Source organism: Rothia sp. CCM 9417 (assembly GCF_048513575.1).
In the GTDB taxonomy this organism is placed as follows: domain Bacteria; phylum Actinomycetota; class Actinomycetes; order Actinomycetales; family Micrococcaceae; genus Rothia.
In genome coordinates, this window is sequence record NZ_JBLXXT010000001.1 from 544186 (window position 1) to 562057 (window position 17872).

Consider the following 17872-nt stretch of genomic DNA (forward strand, 5'->3'; position numbering starts at 1 on the left):
CTTAGTGCGCAGAGACAAGTGGAAGATAAGGCACCTGGTAACCTGCCTCAGCCCCCTGGGCAGGGATCAGGGCAAGAGCCTGCGCATAGGCAAAGCTGGTGAGCATGTGGGAGCGGGTTTTGGCAAGCGGGGTAAGCACATGGCCATTGGCCCGTGTATCGAGGGTAACCGGGAGCAACCGGAGTTCTGCTTTCCGATAGCCGGGGATAGCGTCTGCCAGGGTGCCTAGGGGCAGTTCCTGAAGATCTTGCCCGTAGCAACCTGCCACCCAGGCAGGCAAATAAGAGTAGAGGGCGGTGTGAGCCGCAAGCGGGTTGCCCGGTAAGCCCAGAACCAGGGGCGCTGCTGGGTTGGCGGTGTGGGGGAGCCTGGCGGCCAGAGCGGGGTGGCCCGGGCGCACAGAGACTGACTCGAAGAGATAGTTAGCGCCCATTTCTGCCAGGGTACGGCGCAGCCAGTCGGCGCTGGAAGTGGACGAGCCACCGGTCAGCAGGAGCAGGTCGGCCTCGGCGGTGGTGAGCCAGGTAAAGAAGTCCTCCTGGGTATCTACCAGACGGGTGGTGCTGACACAGCGAGCACCAAAGTCTGCAAGAATCTGCGGGAATTGCAGGGAAAAGGCGTCCCGAACCTGACCGGGCTGGGGCAGTCCACTGGTAATGACCTCGTTCCCGGTATAGGCGATAGCTATGCGGGGTTGCTGATACAGAGTCAGCCAATCAAGACCCAGCACGCCAAGGGCGCCGACATGGCGGGCACTGAGCAGAGTCCCGGCCTGTGCTACCTGTGAGCCAGCGGGCAGTTCTTCCCCGGCCCTGCGGATATCTGCCCCGGCTACCGGGTAGGGGCGCTCTGGGGAGAAAGCCCCCGACCGTGGGCTAAGCCTATGGCTGGTAACCAGTGCCTCTTCCTGCCGCAGGACTGCATCGGCCCCCGGCGGGAGTAGGCCGCCAGTCAGAATGGGCCTAGCTTGACCGGGGAGGAGGGGGCTAACCTGCCGGTGGATATTCTCACCCGGTTCAGCCGGGGCTGGCCAGAGAATTTGCCAGGGCGGCGGGCCACTCACCGCAAAACCGTCCATGGCCGATGAATCGTAGTGGGGCACCGGTAAGACCGTGCGCACCGGCTCGGCAAGAACCCGCCCGATGGCCTGCCCCAGGGGTACCCACTCGGTGGGTAGGGGCAGAGCCTGACCGTCGCGGTAGAGGAGGGCACGGGCATGGTTCCAGCTCACAGAATGCACGGGTGGGCCTTTCGATGGCAGTGGCGGACTAAGGGATGTGTGGGCTTATGCGGTTCTTATGGGGCTGGGTAGCTGTAGCCTGCGGCACGGGCCGCCTCCCAAGTATCAATATCGGTTGCCCAGGCTGCCTCCAGGGGGATTTCTTGCGGTGCGAGCTGTACCAGGAAACGGCGTACTGAGGCATGAGCCGTGTCCCGGTTAAAGGCGGCGGTGAGCGAATCGAGACGGTAGATACCCAGCAGCGGCTGAGTGATGCCCTCTGCTAGCGCCCAGAAGCCCTGTACCTGCAGGGGGGCATGAGCCGCGGCGGCCAAGAGCACAGGCACGGCCTTGTGCGCCCGAGGCAGGTCGCAGGAAAGTAGAAGAACCCAGTGCTGGTGCTGAGCTTCGGGTGCTAGATGCTTAACCAGTTCGCGGGTACCTGCTGTGATTCCAGCAGCGGGCCCGCTAAAAGCAGGGCTTTCACGGGTAATCAGCACTTGGCGGGGTAGAGGCAGAGAATCGGGGCCAACCACCACACGGTAGCTGGCTCCCTGGCAGGCTGAGAGGACGTTCTCTAGCAGGGTCTGGTGGCCGTCCGTGAGCAGGGCCTTAGGGGCTCCACCCAACCGGCTCGAACGCCCACCGGCCAGAATCAGGGCTGAAAAAGAAAGGGGCTGTTCCATGTTTCTTTTACCCGCCAGCAAAAGGAGGTAGAACATCGACCCTGCTTGCGCCCCGAAGGCTGCCCTTTGCGGAGGTAGCCACCCCATCAATCAGGAAAGTGCACTGGGGCAGAATATCGGCCAGGGTCTGACCCGAGGGGGTAGCTCCCGGGTACCGGGTTAGCAGGTAAGCCGTGAGGGCTTCTAAGGTGGTTTCTGTTAGCTCAGTGCTCTCTAGGGTCAGCGAGGGAACACCAGCTGCCGCTCGGGCCGCGGCAAAAAAGTTAATCTGCATGGTCAGCCTCCAATGGCACTCATGGAACGATCGGGCTGGGTAAAGTCGGGGGCCTCGAAACCTGCCTGGTCTTTACCGTGCGCCCTGGGCTTGGTCCACATGGCACCCCGCCAGATATTGGCTAGTTCCCGGTCACTTGCACCGCCACGCAGGGCGCCCATAAGATCGGTTTCGGTCAGCGAGAATAGGCAGGAGCGCACCTTACCGTCAGCGGTAATCCGGGTGCGTGTGCAGGCCGAGCAGAAGGGCTCGGTCACTGACGCGATAATACCGACCTGACCCAAGGCCTGCGGCCACAGCTCCGGCAACTGCCCGGTGCTCCCCAGCGGGAAAACGTCCCAGAGCTGGGCGGGGGAAGCTCCCCTGGGCCGACCATGCGGAACCATGTCGTAGTGGGCGGCCAAGCTGTCACGGATCTCATGGGCGGTGATGGTGCCCTCCCTGGTCCAGGAGCGGTCTGCATCCAGGGGCATCTGCTCAATGAAGCGGAGCTGGTAGCCGCCCTCAAGCGCCCAGGCTAGAAGCTGGTGGCCCTGCGCGTCGTTGATGCCGCGCATCAGAACCGCGTTGATTTTGATAGGGCTCAGACCCGCTTGAGCCGCCGCATCAATACCGGCTAGCACGCTGGCTAGCTTATCCCTGCGGGTCAGCTGAGCAAAGGTTTCGGGGCAGATGGTGTCCAGGGAAACATTGACCCTGTTCAGGCCTGCCTCAAGGAGCGCGTCTACTTTCTTATCTAGGCCAATACCGTTGGTGGTTAGAGCGATAGGCAGGTGGGGGTAAGCCGAGCGAATCTGGCGGATAATGTGCGGCAGATCGGCACGAACCAGCGGCTCCCCTCCGGTAAACCGAACTTCCTCAATACCCAGATCTCGCACCCCAACATCAACCAGTCGGAAGATTTCATCGGCGGTTAGAAGGCTGGCTGTAGGGAGCCAGTCAAGACCCTCTGCCGGCATGCAGTAGACACAGCGCAGATTGCACTTATCCATGAGTGAGATGCGCAAATCGGTAGCAACCCTGCCCCAGCGGTCAGCAAGGGGGCCGCTGGCTGGTAGGCCGGAGCCCCGACCTGCTGGGGGGACTCGCACCGGGATACTTGCCCCCAGGCTAATAGCGTCACTGGTTTGAGAGGACTGGGGCATACCCACACTTCCACAGGTTAATTCGTATTTAAAATGTAATATTTAGGGTATCGAAACCTGAGCTCGAACACCACTCTGCTCTACACTAATCTATAGAAAACAGTCTGCCCAGGCCACCAGGAGTCATAATGCCCCGTATCAGAACCACTATCGGTGTCCTGGCCTGCCTGACCCTGCCTCTGGCAGCCTGCGCCTCATCTTCTGCCCAAATAGAGACGACAGATCACACCGTCACGGTCTTTGCCGCCGCTTCCCTGGGACAAGCCGGTGAAGAACTCATAACCGCCTACCGCACCGAACACCCTGACGTAGAGATTATCGCCACCTACGCAGGCTCGTCCCAACTGGTGACCCAGATGGGGGAAGGAGCCTCCGCTGACCTGCTCATCACGGCAGACACCGCCACCATGAAGACAGCCCAAGCCAACATAGACGCTCTAGCCCAAGCCCGCCCGCAGGTCATTGCAAGCAATAAACTCGTCCTAGCCACAGCCCCGGGCAACCCAGCGAGCGTCGGCTCAGTCAATGATCTTGCCTCACCCGGTGTCATTACCGCCCTCTGCGCACCCCAGGTACCCTGCGGTCGACTGGCCCAGCAAGAACTGGCCCAAACCGATATCACACCGGCAAAATCCACCCAAGAAGCCAACGTCTCAGCCGTTACCACCAAAATCTCAAGCGGCCAAGCCGACGCCGGCTTTATCTACTCCACCGATGCTAAGGCGCTCTCCGCCAGCCAAAACATTACGATTATTGAACTGCCCGGTCTGGAATCCAATAGCTACCCCATGGCCCTCACTGAGGCGGGGCAGGCTAACCCCACAGCCAGAGATTTTGCCAGCTGGCTTGCCGAATCAGAACAGGCTAGCGCCATTCTTGCCCACTACGGCTTCAACCCCGCCTAAACTAGATTCTATGAGCAAAAACAGGGACGCCTCCGCAAGAGGTCGAGCAAAGCTCTTTACCTCGGTACCAGCTCATGCGGCTCTACCAGCCCTTGCAGTACTTGCGCTCATCCTGGGCCCGCTCCTTGCCCTACTCACCAGAATCCCCTGGCGGCAGTTACCCCAGTTACTCAACGACCCCGGAGTACTTGAAGCCACCTGTCTCTCAACACTCACCGCCCTGGGGGCCACCGTTATCTGCGCCCTCCTGGGAACTCCTACTTCGCTGGTGCTGTCAACCGTTCTTGAACGAACCCGCGCCCTACCCCTGACCTGGGTGCTTTACGGGCTGATTTACGCCCCCATTATCTTCTCACCGGTTGTCTCGGGCCTGGCGCTACTCTTCCTCTGGGGCAGACGGGGGCTGGTCGGTAGCTGGCTCGAAACCGCAGGTCTATCTGTGGGCTACACCCCGCTGGCCGTCCTGCTGGCCCAAATCTTTGTGGCCCTGCCCTTCTTTATCGCCACCACCGTCACCACCCTCAGAGCACTACCCGTGGAATATGAAGAAATCGCCAGGCTCGAAGGAGCCAGCCCTGCCGAAGTCACCAGCCGGGTTCTCCTGCCGCTGGCCGCCCCGGGCCTGCTCACAGCCGCCGTCCTTAGCTTTGCCCGGGCCTTGGGAGAATACGGTGCCACCGTCACCTTCGCCGGTAACGTGGCGGGCTCCACCCGTACCATCCCCCTAGCTATCGAGCTGGCGCTCAGCTCCAACGACATGACCCAAGCCCTGGGCGGGGCGCTCATGCTCATTGCCCTCTACCTGATGATTCTGGCCGCCTTAGGCTGTGCCCTGTGGCTTCGCAGACTGAAAGGAAGGCTTCGCCCGTGACCACCCACCTGCCCAGCTCCCTGCCCGACCGTGCCCCTATCGCTCCGGGCGACTACGCCCAGGCGGTCAGCGATCTGCTGGTCACCAGGCTGCACCGGCGCACCGAAAGCCTACCGCTGGATCAATGCCTAGGTCGTCAGCTTGCCAGCGATCTGCAGGCCCTTTACCCCGCGCCCTCCTTCGCCAACTCCCAGATGGACGGCTACGCCCTGACCGCACAGGCCGGTGGGCAAGCTAACCGAACCTTTAGAGTGGGGCAGGACATTGCCGCCGGTTCTGCACCGAAAAACCTAGAAATCAACGACAGTATTGCCTACCCCATCATGACCGGAGCACCCCTGCCCCAAGGCTATGAGACTGTGGTTCCTGTGGAACAAAGCCGCCCCCTCAGCGGACCGGGCGATGATGCCGGCTTTGCCGCTCAGGGGGAGTTTGTGGAACTTGCCCCCGCCCCACCGGGGCAGTTTGTGCGCAGTACCGGCGAGGACATTAAAGCCGGTGACCTACTGGCACCTGCCGGGAGCACCGTGACTCCGGCGCTCGCAGGAGCTTTAGCAGCCCAGGGCATAGAGAAAGTAGAGATTTACTCCCCGCCCCGGCTCTTAGTCGTCACCGGCGGTGATGAGCTGACTAACGGGGGCACCCGGCTGCAGGCTGGCCGTATTTTTGATGCCAACGGACCTATGCTGCAGGCCCTTGCCCAGGAGGACGGATGCCAGGTGCGGCGGGTATCGTCCACCGATGCAGTGGAGAGCTTTATCAACCTTCTGGTGGGGGAGCTGGCCCGTCAAAAGCCTGACCTGGTGGTAACCAGCGGCGGGATTAGCCACGGCAAATACGAGGTCATTCGCCGGGCCTTAACACACCTGGCCGAGCGCTCACCCGAGGGAGTTCGCGTCACCGACTGCTGGTTTGGTCATGTCAGCCAACAGCCTGCAGGCCCCCAAGGGCTCGCCCTGCTGGAAACAGCGGGCCTCACCGTCCCGGTGCTCTGCCTACCCGGTAACCCCGTGAGCACCCTGATTTCTTATCACCTCCTTATTCGCCCCGTCCTGGGCAGGCTCAAAGGCCAGGAACCCGAACGCACAGTAGGCCGGTTGGTGCTGGGAGAGCGCATACAGGCTCCTGCCCAGAAGACCCAGTTCTTGCGCGCACGCTTACGCTACCTGGTGACCGAGGGCGGAGCACGGCAGGCTCTGGTCGAACCGGATACGGCCACCGGTTCGCACCTGCTCCACCGCGCGGCTCAAGCTAATGCCCTGATTGAGTTGGAACCCGGCGTGACCTATAAGGGGGGAGAGACCGTGCGCTACTACCAGCTCTGAGCAACAAAAACCAATACCGTATAATAGATACCTATTTATTGCTGTCGTCATCATCGGCAGAACCCAAGGACGCTATGACCCACACCAATAACCTAACCCACCTGAGAGCTGACGGCACCGCCCACATGGTCGATGTCACCGGTAAAGATAGCACCACCCGCACCGCTATTGCCGAGGGCTACCTGATCACCCGGCCCGATGTTATCGACAAAATCTACGGTGCCGACCTACCCAAGGGCGATGCCCTGCCCTTGGCCCGGGTTGCAGGCATTATGGCGGCTAAAAAAACTTCCGATATTATCCCCCTCTGCCACCCCCTACCCCTGGGTAAAATCACCCTGGACTTTGAACGGTTGGAGGACCGGATCCGTCTTGAGGCACTGGTTAAAACCCGCGGGGTCACCGGGGTTGAGATGGAGGCCCTGACTGCCGTCAGCGGCGCTGCCCTGACACTCTATGACATGGTCAAAGCAGTCGATAAGCAGGCCCTTATCAGCGGTATCCGTGTGCTTGGGAAGAGCGGTGGTAAGTCCGGTGACTGGACGGTTGCAGGCCAATCGCCCGCCGCCCACAAGGGGGCAAAGAATGATGAGTAAGGCCTACACCCTGCCGAGCGACTCCACCGGTTTGGTGATTGTGGCCTCCACCCGCGCCGCCCGCGGTATCTACACCGATGAATCCGGCCCCCTGGCCGTTGACTGGTTGCGCCAGATGGGCTTTGAAACCCCTGCCCCCGTGGTGGTGGCCGATGCTGATTTCGGCCCCTACTTTGATGAGCTGGTCAAGGCTGGGAACCTGCCCACCTTTATCCTGACCAGCGGTGGCACCGGCCTGAACAGTGACGATATGACCGTAGAGGCTGTACGCCCCCACCTAGAAAAAGAAGTACCCGGCATCATGCAGGCATTCTGGGCGCAGGGGCTTCAGAACACACCAGCGGCGGTGCTCTCGCGTGGAGTGGCCGGTGTGATCGGGCGTAGCTTCATCATGACCCTGCCCGGGTCCAAGGGCGGGGTGCGCGACGGCTGTACGGTACTCACCCCGCTTATCTCCCATATCTGCCGCCAGCTTGAGGACTATCATGACCACTAAAGACGCTCAGAATGCCCAGCTTGATGCTTCGACGGCTAACCCCTATGCAGGCAAACCGCTAGAACCTACCGAATCGCAGGTGGTGTTCACTGCCGTGACCGAGGAGCCCCTGGAACCGCTCCTGGTAGAGGCCAAGGCGGCCACCATGACAGCTGCCATGGGTGCCCTGGTGGTCTTTGACGGTATAGTGCGCGACCACGACCACGGGCAGGCTGTCCGTACCCTGTCCTACAGTGCCCACCCGCAGGCCGCTGACTTTTTGGCAGATGTCCTTGCAGCGGTAGCACAGGAGATCCCGGGGATCCGGCTCTGGGCCGCCCACCGGGTAGGCCCTATCCCTATCGGGCAGTCAGCCTTGACTGTGCTGGCGGCCGCTGCCCACCGGGGGACCGCATTTACCGCCTGTTCCCTGGCCGCTGACCGCATCAAAGCTCAGGTGCCCATCTGGAAAGAACAGGAACTAACCGACGGATCAGTGCAGTGGGTGGGTATAGACACCCCCGCCCGGTAGCCGGAAGGAAAACGCATGATCTCACCCGAACTCCCGCCCCTTGCCTACCGCCTCTACGGGAGGCAGATGATCCTACCCGAGCTGGGGCAGGCAGGCCAGGAAAAGCTCAGCCGGGCTCATGTTGCCGTCATTGGTGCGGGCGGTTTGGGCTCCCCGGCCCTGCTGTATTTGGCTGGCGCGGGGATTGGCCGTATTACGGTGCTCGATGATGATGCGGTTGAGCTGTCGAACCTGCACCGTCAGGTTATTCATTCCTACGCGCGGGTGGGTAGCTCGAAAGCTGATTCGGCGGCCCAGACCCTGCGTGAACTCAACCCTCTGGTGCAGGTTGACTCCCTCAAAGTGCGGCTAAGTGATGAGAACGCCGCTGATCTGCTGGCTGATGTTGATGTTCTGGTGGACGGTAGCGATAATTTCCCAACCCGCTACACAGCCTCTCGTGCGGCGGCCCACCTGGGCATCCCCCACGTCTGGGGCGCTATTTTGGGCTTTGATGCTCAGATGAGTGTTTTCTGGGCGGGTCGCGGCCCCCGCTATGAGGACCTCTACCCGGCAGAACCTGATCCGGGATCGGTGCCTAACTGTGCAAGAGCCGGCGTAATAGGTGCCCTGGCTGGGGTGGTGGGCACAGCTATGGCTCTTGAAACGGTCAAGCTCCTTGCCGGTATCGGGCAACCCCTGCTGGGCCAGGTGGGCTACTACAGCGGGCTCACCGGCAGGTGGGAATACATTCCGCTGCTTGCCTCTCGGGCGTATTCAGGTTCTAGTGCTCAGACCTCCCAGCCTCTTTCTGCCACCGGGCCGGTGGGGGAGGCCGCCCAGAACTCCGCGCTTAATACAGGCCCGCGCCAGCTCCCTGAACCGGACGGTGCCGAGCCTGACCAGTACGGCCTTGAGGTTACCTGGTCAGATATCATCGGCTCCCCTTATTTTGCCGATGTGCCGCTCCTTGATGTGCGCGAACCCCACGAGCATAGGGCGCTGGCTGTGCCCGGGAGCTTTAACCTACCCCTGTCTCTTATTGAGCAAGCTGGGCAGGACACCAGCCTGCAACCGACGATTGATGCTATTTTGCCCAGCCGCCAGGGCCGCTATGCCCTCTACTGTGCCACCGGAGTGCGCTCCCTCAAGGCGCTTAAGCTGCTGACGGCCGCAGGTTTTAGTGACCTCTACAGCATAGAGGGTGGCCTGGACGCCTGGCTGAGTGCTGGGGGCTCGGAATAAAAAAAGGGGTGGCGGCGCCCCTCTCAAAGCTGTTGATAGACCCAGGCCAATAGGCCGTTTTCTGCTGGGTAGCGGAGGGTAATTAGCACACATTTTTATTCGGTATTTTTTATGCGAGTTATTGGGTAAACTAAACTCATGACTCAGCAGGCATCACACACAGCAGGCCCTGACGGGCCGATGACCGATAAGCTCATCAAATTCGGCAAGTTCTTTACCAAGTGGGACGAAACCGACGACGGCCGCGCCGCCTTCCTCACCGGTGGCCGCTCCGGTGACGTTTTCTACCGCAACCGCTGGAGCCACGACAAGGTAGTCCGCTCCACCCACGGTGTCAACTGCACCGGCTCCTGCTCCTGGCAGGTCTTCGTCAAAGACGGTGTGATTACCTGGGAAGCCCAGGCAACCGACTATCCCACAGTCGGCCCCGACCGCCCCGAATACGAACCGCGCGGCTGCCCCCGTGGCGCGGCTTTCTCCTGGTACACCTACTCGCCCACCCGCGTGAAGTACCCCTACATTCGCGGTGTACTCCTGGAAATGTACCGCGAGGCTCGCACCCGCCTGGGGGATCCCGTTGAAGCCTGGGCCTCCATTGTCTCGGATCCGGCAAAGCGTCGTGCCTACACCTGCGCGCGCGGTAAGGGCGGCCTGGTGCGCGGTAGCTGGGCAGAAGCCCTAGAAATGGTGGCCGCCGCCCAGATTCACACCATTAGGACCTACGGCCCTGACCGTAACATCGGCTTCTCGCCCATTCCGGCTAAGTCCATGGTGTCCCACGCCTCCGGTGCCCGCTACATCGAGCTCATGGGCGGTGTGATGACCAGCTTCTACGACTGGTACGCAGACCTGCCCGTAGCATCACCCCAGGTCTTTGGTGACCAGACTGATGTGCGGGAGTCCGGCGACTGGTGGGACGCTACCTACCTGATGATGTGGGGCTCCAACATTCCGGTGACCCGCACCCCCGATGCCCACTGGATGGCCGAGGTTCGCTACCGTGGCACCAAGGTTGTCTCTGTCTCCCCGGACTACGCAGACAACACCAAGTTTGCCGACGAATGGCTCCCCGCCCAGCCCGGCACCGATGCCGCCCTGGCTATGGCCATGGGCCACGTCATTCTCAAAGAGAACTTTGTGGACCAGCGGGTGGAGTTCTTTGAGGACTACACCAGCACCTACACCGACTTTCCCTTCTTGGTGACCCTAGAAACCCGTGAAGATGGTAGCAAGGTTCCCTCCAAGTTCCTGACCGCCGCTGACCTGGCCGCTCACCGCCATGCTGCCGATGCCGCCTTCAAGACCGCCCTCTTCAACCGTGAAACCGGCGAGGTCGTGGTGCCCAACGGTTCCATGGGTTACCGCTACAACGCTCAGGACGAGGGTAAGTGGAACCTTGACCTAGAGGGGGTAAGGCCGGCGCTCTCTATCCTAGATTTGCCCCAAGCTACCCTGACCAGTACCGCTGAGCTTAAGCTCCCCGCTTTTGATGAGCCCTCAGGCCGAGGCAAGGTCGTGACCCGTGGCGTTCCCACCATTATTGTTGAGGGCCACGAAGTTACCACCGTCTTCGACCTGATGCTGGCCCAGTACGGGGTGGGCCGCCCCTGCCTGCCCGGTCACTGGGCAGCGAACTTCGAGGACGCAGAGACCCAGTACACTCCTGCCTGGCAGGAGGCTATTACCTCGGTACCCGCCGATGCTGTGATTCGTACTGCCCGTCAGTTCGCCCAGAACTCCATTGATTCAGGCGGTCGTACCATGATTATCATGGGCGCCGGTATCTGCCAGTGGTACCACGGTGATACCACCTACCGCTCCATCTTGGCCCTGCTGATGATGTGCGGTGCCGAGGGACGTAACGGTGGTGGCTGGGCCCACTACGTTGGCCAGGAGAAAGCCCGCCCGATTACCGGCTGGGCACACATGGCTAACGCCCTGGACTGGTACCGCCCGCCGCGTACCCAGGCTGGCACCAGCTTCTGGTATATGCACACCGACCAGTTCCGTCAGGACGGATACTCTGCTGATTCGCTTCAGTCACCGCTGGCCAAGGGCGAACTGGCCGGCGTGCATACCGCTGACCTATTGGCCCGCGCCGTGCGCATGGGCTGGACTCCTTTCTACCCGCAGTTCCCCGAGAACTCCCTGGATTTGGCTGATAAGGGTGCAGAAGCAACGGAGGCCGGTACCGCCCAGTCACCCGCTGACTACGTAGCCCAGCGCCTGAACTCCGGGGACCTGGAGTTCTCCGTTGAAGACGCCGACGCACCGGCTAACTGGCCCCGCACCCTCATGCTCTGGCGTAATAACCTACTGGGTTCATCGGCTAAGGGTGAGCAGTACTTCCTGCGCCACCTGCTGGGTAATGAGAACGCCAAGATCAGCAAGGACGCCGAGAACCGCCCCGATGAAGTACGTTGGCAGGACGATGCACCGGTGGGCAAACTGGACCTGCTGGTCACCACCGACTTCCGCATGACCTCCTCGACCCTGTCCTCGGATGTCGTATTCCCTGCCGCTACCTGGTACGAGAAACACGATATTTCCTCGACCGATATGCACCCCTACATTCACGCTTTCTCACCGGCCATTAACCCGCCTTGGGAAACCAAGACCGACCACCAGATTTTCAAGGAACTGGCCTACGTCTTTTCCAAGCTGGCGAAGAAGCATCTGGGGGTGCGTAAGGACCTGGTCTCTGTGCCTCTGCAGCACGATACCCCCGGCCAGATTGCCCAGCCCGGTGGTCACGCCCCGGACTGGAAGAACCAGAAGATCCAGGGCATTCCGGGCAAGAATATGCCGGTCTTTACTGTGGTGGAACGTGACTACCCAGCTCTCTATGACATGTACACCTCGGTGGGGCCCCTGCTCTCCAAACTGGGAACCACCACCAAGTTCGTGACCGTCGATGTAAACGACGAGCTGGCAACCCTAGCCCAAGAACACGGTGTGATGGGCAGCGGTAAGGGCGCGGGTCTTCCCGCCCTAGATACCGACGTCAAGCTGGCCGACACCATCTTGGCGCTCTCGGGTACCTCCAACGGCCCGGTTGCCCTCAAGGGCTTCAAAGCCCTGGAGAAACGGGTAGGCAAAAAGATGCACCACCTGGCCGAGGGCAACGAAGAGAAGCGCATCCGCTTCCGCGACACCCAGGACCGCCCGGTTCCCGTCTTCACCTCACCCGAATGGTCAGGTTCAGAAACAGGTGGCCGCCGCTACGCGCCCTTCACCCTGAACATTGAGCAGCTCAAGCCCTTCCACACCCTGACCGGTCGTATGCACTTCTTCCTGGATCACGACTGGATGAGCGAGATGGGGGAGCAGCTCCCGGTCTACCGCCCCCCGCTAGATATGCACAACCTCTTTGGCGAGCCCGAGCTGGGCGAGACCGGCGACCTCTCCGTTGCCGTCCGCTACGTCACCGTCCACAACAAGTGGGCTATCCACTCCTCCTACCACGACAACCTCTACATGCAGACGCTCTCACGCGGTGGCACCCACGCCTGGATGAGCCCTCAGGATGCAGCAAAGATTGGCGTGAAAGATCACGACTGGATTGAGTGCGAGAACACCAACGGTGTCTTTGTGGGCCGTGCGGTGGTTTCCCACCGTATGCCCGAAGGCGTTGTCTACGTGCACCACGCCCAGGAACGCCTGGTCAACGTGCCCAAGGCCGAGCGCACCGGCAAGCGCGGTGGTATCCATAACTCGGTCACCCGCATCATGGTTAAACCCACCCACATTATCGGTGGCTACGCCCACCAGGCCTATGCCTTCAATTACCTGGGACCTACCGGTAACCAGCGAGATATTGTTTCCAGAATCCGCCGCCGCAAGCAGGAGGTAACCTACTAATGCGCGTTATGGCCCAAGTATCAATGATTATGGCGCTCGATAAGTGCCTGGGCTGCCACACCTGCTCCGTGACCTGTAAGCAGGCATGGACCAACAGGGCTGGCACCGAGTACGTGTGGTTCAACAACGTTGAAACCCGCCCCGGCCAGGGCTACCCCCGCCGCTACGAAGACCAGGAGAAGTGGAAGGGCGGCTGGGTTCTCAACAAGCGCGGCCGTCTAGAACTCAAGAGCGGTAACCGCTTCAAGAAGCTTTTTACCCTCTTTGCTTCACCGGTCCAGCCCGAGCTCTCGGACTACTACGAGCCCTGGACCTACGACTACGAGAACCTGACCAGCGCACCGCTGGGCGATGATTTCCCCACCGCCCGCCCCAAGTCACTGATTACCGGTGAGGACACTTCCATCGAGTGGGGCCCCAACTGGGACGATAACCTGGGCGGCGCGACCGAAAACGGCCACCTGGACCCCCTGGTTGAGAAGGTGCGCCAGCAGTCAGAAGAGAAGATCAAGTTCGAGTTCGAACGCACCTTCATGTTCTACCTGCCCCGCATTTGCGAGCACTGCCTCAACCCTTCCTGCATGGCATCCTGCCCCTCCGGCGCTATCTACAAGCGCGAGGAGGATGGCATCGTGCTGGTGGACCAGAACCAGTGTCGTGGCTGGCGTCAGTGCATCACCGGCTGCCCCTACAAGAAGATTTACTTCAACCATAAGAGCGGTAAAGCCGAAAAATGTACCTTCTGCTACCCCCGTATCGAGCACGGTATCCCCACCGTCTGCGCCGAAACCTGCGTGGGCCGCATGCGCTACATCGGCATCTTCCTCTACGACGCTGACCGGGTCACCGAGGCCGCCAGCGTTCCCGACGAAAAGCAGCTCTACCAGGCACAGCTGGATATCATGCTTGACCCCTTCGACCCTGAGGTAATCCGCGAGGCCGCCAAACAGGGTATCCCCGACTCCTGGATGACAGCTGCCCAGAAGTCACCGGTCTACAAGCTGGCTAAGGAATGGAAGATCGCCCTTCCTCTGCACCCCGAATACCGCACCATGCCCATGGTCTGGTATGTCCCGCCGCTCTCACCCATCATCGACCTGCTCCAGGAGCAGGGTCACGATGCCGAGAGCAAGGCCAACCTCTTTGGTGCTATCGATGCCCTGCGTATTCCCGTGGAATACTTAGCCGAGCTCTTCACCGCCGGGGACACCACCATCGTGGTCAATGTGCTCAAGAAGCTGGCCGCTATGCGTGCCTACATGCGTGACATCACCTTAGGTGGGGTTGGCAAGGAGGACATCGCCCAGGCAGTGGGCATGACCGGTGCCCAAATGTACGAGATGTACCGCCTCATGGCTATCTCCAAGTACGAGGAACGCTACGTCATTCCTCCAGCCCACCTGGAAGATGCCCACAACCTGGAAGAAATCGGTTGCTCCCTGGATACCGACGGCGGCCCCGGCATGCTCTACGACAGCGCCTTCACCGACCCCGGTGACCGCCCGGTTCCCGTATCGGCCGGCAGCTACGCCAACGCCCAACGTGCCGACGGCAAAGTCGATATCTTCCTCTGGGACGGCAAAACCCGCCCCGACTCCCTCTTCCCCGATACCTCCGGTAGCAAGAAGGTCTAGGTATGGCTGGTTTTTTCTCCAAGCTCATCCAAGGGACCCCGGCTGAGGCGGAACCCGAGCTACCTGCATCGGGTGACCCCTTTGACATGGACTGGGGCAGCGGTGCCCCTGAGGACGCCGTGATCTACCAGGTCACCTCCGTGCTCATGCGTTACCCCTGCCAAGAGACTCAGGCCCTACTACCTGAACTCAGCCAACTCGCCGCTGAAACCGGCAATACCGACCTTCTAGAAGGTGTTGCCGCCATCAGCCGCTGGTACCAAGAGCACAGCCTGGAAGAAATTCAGGCCGAGTATGTGCAGGAATATGACCTCTCTCGCCGCCACGCCTTCCACCTGTCCTATTGGACCGAAGGTGACACCCGGCGGCGCGGTGAGGCTCTCACCCGCTTCAAACAGATGTACCGGGACTCCGGCATGGTCACCACCTTGCACGGGGAACTACCCGACTACCTGCCCATGGTCCTTGAGTTCACCGCCCTGGTCAACGCCAGGGCGGGGCGGGCCGCCCTCCAGGCCTACAGACCCTCCCTGGAACTGCTGCGCCTAGCCCTACGCGATGACAAGCTGCCGTACCACCGGCTGATTGAAGCTGTTTGCCACACCCTGCCTGGAGTTTCACCCCAAACCCAGGAGGAAGTACAAAAACTCGTCACCGCAGGGCCACCGGCAGAGAGCGTAGGCCTCTCCCTAGCACCGGGTGACCCCCGCCTGCTACCTCTTCTTCTGCCCCACGAGCAAACCCCCGGAGCGAAGATCGGTGCGGACAAAAACACCGCCCCACCCAGTCTCGCCCCCGCTATGCCCCACACACAGAACGGAGCACACCAGTGAACGCCCTTGATTTCTTCCTCTGGGGGATCTTCCCGTACATCACCCTAGCCACCGTGATCGGCGGCACCATCTGGCGTTACAAGACCGACCAGTTCGGCTGGACCACCCGCTCATCACAGATGTACGAGTCCAAACTTCTACGCATCGCCTCACCCATGTTCCACTACGGAATCCTCGTGGTTCTAGTAGGTCACATCGTGGGCCTGATTATTCCCAAGTCCTGGACCGATACCGTAGGCATCTCAGAGCACTTCTACCACCTCAACGCTCTCATCCTTGGCTCAGTGGCAGCGGTCGCCACTCTCATTGGCCTCTTCGCCATGATCTACCGCCGCCGCACCAGCGCAACCGTCTTCCGGGCCACCACCTGGAACGACAAAATGATGTATGTTGCCCTCACCAGCGCTATCGTCCTCGGATCAGTTGCCACCCTCTTCAACGCCATGGAAATCGAAGGTCACCACAACTACCGCGAAACCGTCTCCGTCTGGTTCCGCTCCCTCTTCTACTTCCAACCCAACGTCGAAGCCATGGCCAGCGCCACCACCTCCTTCCACATCCACGTGGTTGTCGCCATGATCCTCTTTTGCCTCTGGCCCTTCACCCGCCTGGTCCATGCCTTCACCGCACCCCTGCACTACATCTTCCGGCCCTACATCGTCTACCGCTCCCGCGGCAAACGCAACTACCAGCGCGGCTGGTCACCGGTAGGAACCGCAGACTCTGTCAACAAAGACGCTCGCGCCGTCGAACGGCAGAATCACCACCACTAAAGAAAGGCGCGAGGATTCCCCTTAGCCGGCTATCCTTCTTGCCTCTGGCCCGGGGCTCGTCGCAATTCATGCCAGCCCCAGCCAGCCGGCTGCAGGGAATCCCCGCCCCATCGAGACAGATCACCTGCTTCAAAGACTGATACTAAGGAAAACACTATGTCTACAAGAGCTCTTGCTGCAAAAGACCCACAGCTAGCTGGCCAGTTCAAGTACGTCATTATGGCGGCGCTCGCCTCCATGATCGGCTTCTGGGGTTGGACCATGATTGGCCCCCTGGCCAAGTACTACACCCAAGAATATGGCCTGACCGAAGGCCAGCGCTCCCTGCTGATCGCAACTCCCGTCATCGTAGGTTCTGTTGCCCGCATCCCGGTAGGTGCCCTCACCGACCGATTTGGTGGGCGGATCATGTTTACCATCATGCTTACCCTCACCGGTTCCATGGTCTTCATCACCGGTTTAGTTGGACAAACCGGTAACTTCACCCTGCTGCTGGTCACCGCCTTCTTCCTGGGCATCGGGGGCGCTATCTTTGCTGTTGGAATCCCTTTCTCAGCCGCCTGGTTTGAACCCCACCGCAAGGGTCTAGCAACGGGTATCTTCGGTATGGGTATGGTCGGTACAGCCTGCGCGGCCTTTTTCAACCCTCGCATGCTCAAAGCCTTCGGTTATTTCCCAACCCATGTCATTATGGCCTGTGTAGCCCTGGCCTATGCAGCAGTGGTCTGGCTGGTTATCCGTGATTCACCGGTTATGAAGGCCCGCACCCCTCAACCAATGCTGCCCAAGATCCTTGCTGTCTCCAAGGAACTCATCACCTGGCAGCTCTGCTTCATCTACGCTGTAGTCTTTGGGGCCTTCGTTGCCTTCTCCAACTTCCTCTCCACCTACATGCAAAACGTCTACGGCTACGAAGCCGTTGCAGGTGGTAGCTTCGCAGCCCTCTTCGCCGTCTGTGCCGTGCTTGCCCGGCCCTGCGGTGGCGTAGCGGCAGATAAGTTCGGGGGCAAGCTCACCACCTTGATAGCCTTCTTAGCTATGGCTGTTCTAGCCGTACTGATCTCCTTTGAACCTGCCAGTACCGCAGCCAATACCTTGCTGCACGTGCTGATGGCTATCTTTGTGGGCTTTGGCACCGGCACCATCTATGGCTGGCTGGGTAAGGTTGTTAAGCCTCAAGAAACCGGTACTGTATCGGGCCTTGTTTCTGCCGCTGGTGGTTTGGGCGGTTATTTCCCTCCGCTGATTATGGGGGCCGCCTACACATCAACCGGCCACTATTCCTGGGGCCTTCTTGCCCTCTCTGCTGCCTGCCTGGTTTCTCTGGCTATCTCACTCTGGATGAAGTCAGATAAAAAAGCCTAAACTCCAGTTTTTATCCACTGTGAACACCGCTTCTGCTACGGGCAGGGGCGGTGTTTGGCTTAATCGTTGAGACTCTTCAAACCAGTTCTGTGCCCCTATCTGGTACCCCAGTATGGTACCCCTGTGTAATGTGTGGCACAATAAGGGTTGATAA

Annotated in this window: 16 protein-coding genes; 12 read left to right on the top strand and 4 right to left on the bottom strand. The window is 60.5% G+C overall.

Features of this window, described 5'->3' with window-relative positions; genetic code table 11:
• Position 1: 1 nt before the first annotated feature.
• Genes ACN082_RS02500 through moaA form a run of 4 tightly spaced genes read right to left on the bottom strand, consistent with a single transcriptional unit; the run spans position 2 to position 3324 of the window.
• Complete coding sequence (locus ACN082_RS02500; protein ID WP_419099266.1) at positions 2-1240, bottom strand: molybdopterin molybdotransferase MoeA; 1239 nt, start codon at positions 1238-1240, stop codon at positions 2-4.
• 56 nt (positions 1241-1296) lie between these two features.
• Positions 1297-1905: a molybdenum cofactor guanylyltransferase gene (gene mobA, locus ACN082_RS02505; RefSeq protein WP_419099267.1), complete on the bottom strand. Its 609-nt coding sequence runs from the start codon at positions 1903-1905 to the stop codon at positions 1297-1299.
• 7 nt (positions 1906-1912) lie between these two features.
• The gene (locus ACN082_RS02510; protein WP_419099268.1) at positions 1913-2179 is read right to left on the bottom strand and encodes a MoaD/ThiS family protein; all 267 of its coding nucleotides are present in this window, start codon (positions 2177-2179) and stop codon (positions 1913-1915) included.
• 2 nt (positions 2180-2181) lie between these two features.
• Complete coding sequence (gene moaA, locus ACN082_RS02515) at positions 2182-3324, bottom strand: GTP 3',8-cyclase MoaA (RefSeq protein WP_419099269.1); 1143 nt, start codon at positions 3322-3324, stop codon at positions 2182-2184.
• Positions 3325-3452: 128 nt separating this feature from the next.
• Here moaA and modA point away from each other — a divergent pair, with 128 nt between their 5' ends.
• The 12 genes from modA to ACN082_RS02575 all read left to right on the top strand — a co-directional run bounded on the left by modA (position 3453) and on the right by ACN082_RS02575 (position 17718).
• Complete coding sequence (gene modA / locus ACN082_RS02520; RefSeq protein WP_419099270.1) at positions 3453-4229, top strand: molybdate ABC transporter substrate-binding protein; 777 nt, start codon at positions 3453-3455, stop codon at positions 4227-4229.
• A gap of 10 nt (positions 4230-4239) precedes the next feature.
• Positions 4240-5100 carry an ABC transporter permease gene (locus tag ACN082_RS02525; RefSeq protein ID WP_419099271.1) on the top strand — a complete coding sequence of 287 codons (861 nt, stop codon included), beginning with the start codon at positions 4240-4242 and terminating at the stop codon, positions 5098-5100.
• The gene (locus tag ACN082_RS02530; protein ID WP_419099272.1) at positions 5097-6425 is read left to right on the top strand and encodes a molybdopterin molybdotransferase MoeA; all 1329 of its coding nucleotides are present in this window, start codon (positions 5097-5099) and stop codon (positions 6423-6425) included. The genes ACN082_RS02525 and ACN082_RS02530 overlap by 4 nt, the downstream gene beginning before the upstream one ends.
• Before the next feature lie 74 nt (positions 6426-6499).
• On the top strand, positions 6500-7021 hold the full coding sequence (gene moaC / locus ACN082_RS02535) for a cyclic pyranopterin monophosphate synthase MoaC (protein WP_419099273.1): 522 nt from the start codon (positions 6500-6502) through the stop codon (positions 7019-7021).
• Entirely contained in the window at positions 7011-7517 is a 507-nt protein-coding gene (locus ACN082_RS02540; protein WP_419099274.1) for a MogA/MoaB family molybdenum cofactor biosynthesis protein, read from the top strand. The genes moaC and ACN082_RS02540 overlap by 11 nt, the downstream gene beginning before the upstream one ends.
• Complete coding sequence (locus ACN082_RS02545; protein WP_419099275.1) at positions 7507-8028, top strand: molybdenum cofactor biosynthesis protein MoaE; 522 nt, start codon at positions 7507-7509, stop codon at positions 8026-8028. Before ACN082_RS02540 ends, ACN082_RS02545 begins: the two co-directional genes overlap by 11 nt.
• 15 nt (positions 8029-8043) lie before the next feature.
• Positions 8044-9252: a ThiF family adenylyltransferase gene (locus ACN082_RS02550; RefSeq protein ID WP_419099276.1), complete on the top strand. Its 1209-nt coding sequence runs from the start codon at positions 8044-8046 to the stop codon at positions 9250-9252.
• A 138-nt stretch (positions 9253-9390) separates the two neighbouring features.
• The gene (locus tag ACN082_RS02555) at positions 9391-13113 is read left to right on the top strand and encodes a nitrate reductase subunit alpha (RefSeq protein WP_419099277.1); all 3723 of its coding nucleotides are present in this window, start codon (positions 9391-9393) and stop codon (positions 13111-13113) included.
• Positions 13113-14747, top strand: coding sequence for a nitrate reductase subunit beta (gene narH, locus ACN082_RS02560; protein ID WP_419099278.1), 1635 nt, complete (start codon positions 13113-13115; stop codon positions 14745-14747). Before ACN082_RS02555 ends, narH begins: the two co-directional genes overlap by 1 nt.
• A 2-nt stretch (positions 14748-14749) precedes the next feature.
• Positions 14750-15580: a nitrate reductase molybdenum cofactor assembly chaperone gene (narJ, locus tag ACN082_RS02565; protein ID WP_419099279.1), complete on the top strand. Its 831-nt coding sequence runs from the start codon at positions 14750-14752 to the stop codon at positions 15578-15580.
• Positions 15577-16353, top strand: a complete 777-nt coding sequence (gene narI / locus ACN082_RS02570) for a respiratory nitrate reductase subunit gamma (protein WP_419099280.1) — start codon at positions 15577-15579, stop codon at positions 16351-16353. The genes narJ and narI overlap by 4 nt, the downstream gene beginning before the upstream one ends.
• 156 nt (positions 16354-16509) lie before the next feature.
• Complete coding sequence (locus ACN082_RS02575) at positions 16510-17718, top strand: MFS transporter (RefSeq protein ID WP_419099281.1); 1209 nt, start codon at positions 16510-16512, stop codon at positions 17716-17718.
• Positions 17719-17872 lie beyond the last annotated feature (154 nt).

Bases quoted from the DNA above. Each gene is read 5' to 3' on its own strand.
- mobA (WP_419099267.1), bottom strand. From the start codon at position 1,905: ATGGAACAGCCCCTTTCTTTTTCAGCCCTGATTCTGGCCGGTGGGCGT.
- ACN082_RS02510 (WP_419099268.1), bottom strand. From the start codon at position 2,179: ATGCAGATTAACTTTTTTGCCGCGGCCCGAGCGGCAGCTGGTGTTCCC.
- moaA (WP_419099269.1), bottom strand. From the start codon at position 3,324: ATGCCCCAGTCCTCTCAAACCAGTGACGCTATTAGCCTGGGGGCAAGT.
- modA (WP_419099270.1), top strand. From the start codon at position 3,453: ATGCCCCGTATCAGAACCACTATCGGTGTCCTGGCCTGCCTGACCCTG.
- ACN082_RS02525 (WP_419099271.1), top strand. From the start codon at position 4,240: ATGAGCAAAAACAGGGACGCCTCCGCAAGAGGTCGAGCAAAGCTCTTT.
- moaC (WP_419099273.1), top strand. From the start codon at position 6,500: ATGACCCACACCAATAACCTAACCCACCTGAGAGCTGACGGCACCGCC.
- ACN082_RS02540 (WP_419099274.1), top strand. From the start codon at position 7,011: ATGATGAGTAAGGCCTACACCCTGCCGAGCGACTCCACCGGTTTGGTG.
- ACN082_RS02545 (WP_419099275.1), top strand. From the start codon at position 7,507: ATGACCACTAAAGACGCTCAGAATGCCCAGCTTGATGCTTCGACGGCT.
- ACN082_RS02550 (WP_419099276.1), top strand. From the start codon at position 8,044: ATGATCTCACCCGAACTCCCGCCCCTTGCCTACCGCCTCTACGGGAGG.
- ACN082_RS02555 (WP_419099277.1), top strand. From the start codon at position 9,391: ATGACTCAGCAGGCATCACACACAGCAGGCCCTGACGGGCCGATGACC.
- narH (WP_419099278.1), top strand. From the start codon at position 13,113: ATGCGCGTTATGGCCCAAGTATCAATGATTATGGCGCTCGATAAGTGC.
- narJ (WP_419099279.1), top strand. From the start codon at position 14,750: ATGGCTGGTTTTTTCTCCAAGCTCATCCAAGGGACCCCGGCTGAGGCG.
- ACN082_RS02575 (WP_419099281.1), top strand. From the start codon at position 16,510: ATGTCTACAAGAGCTCTTGCTGCAAAAGACCCACAGCTAGCTGGCCAG.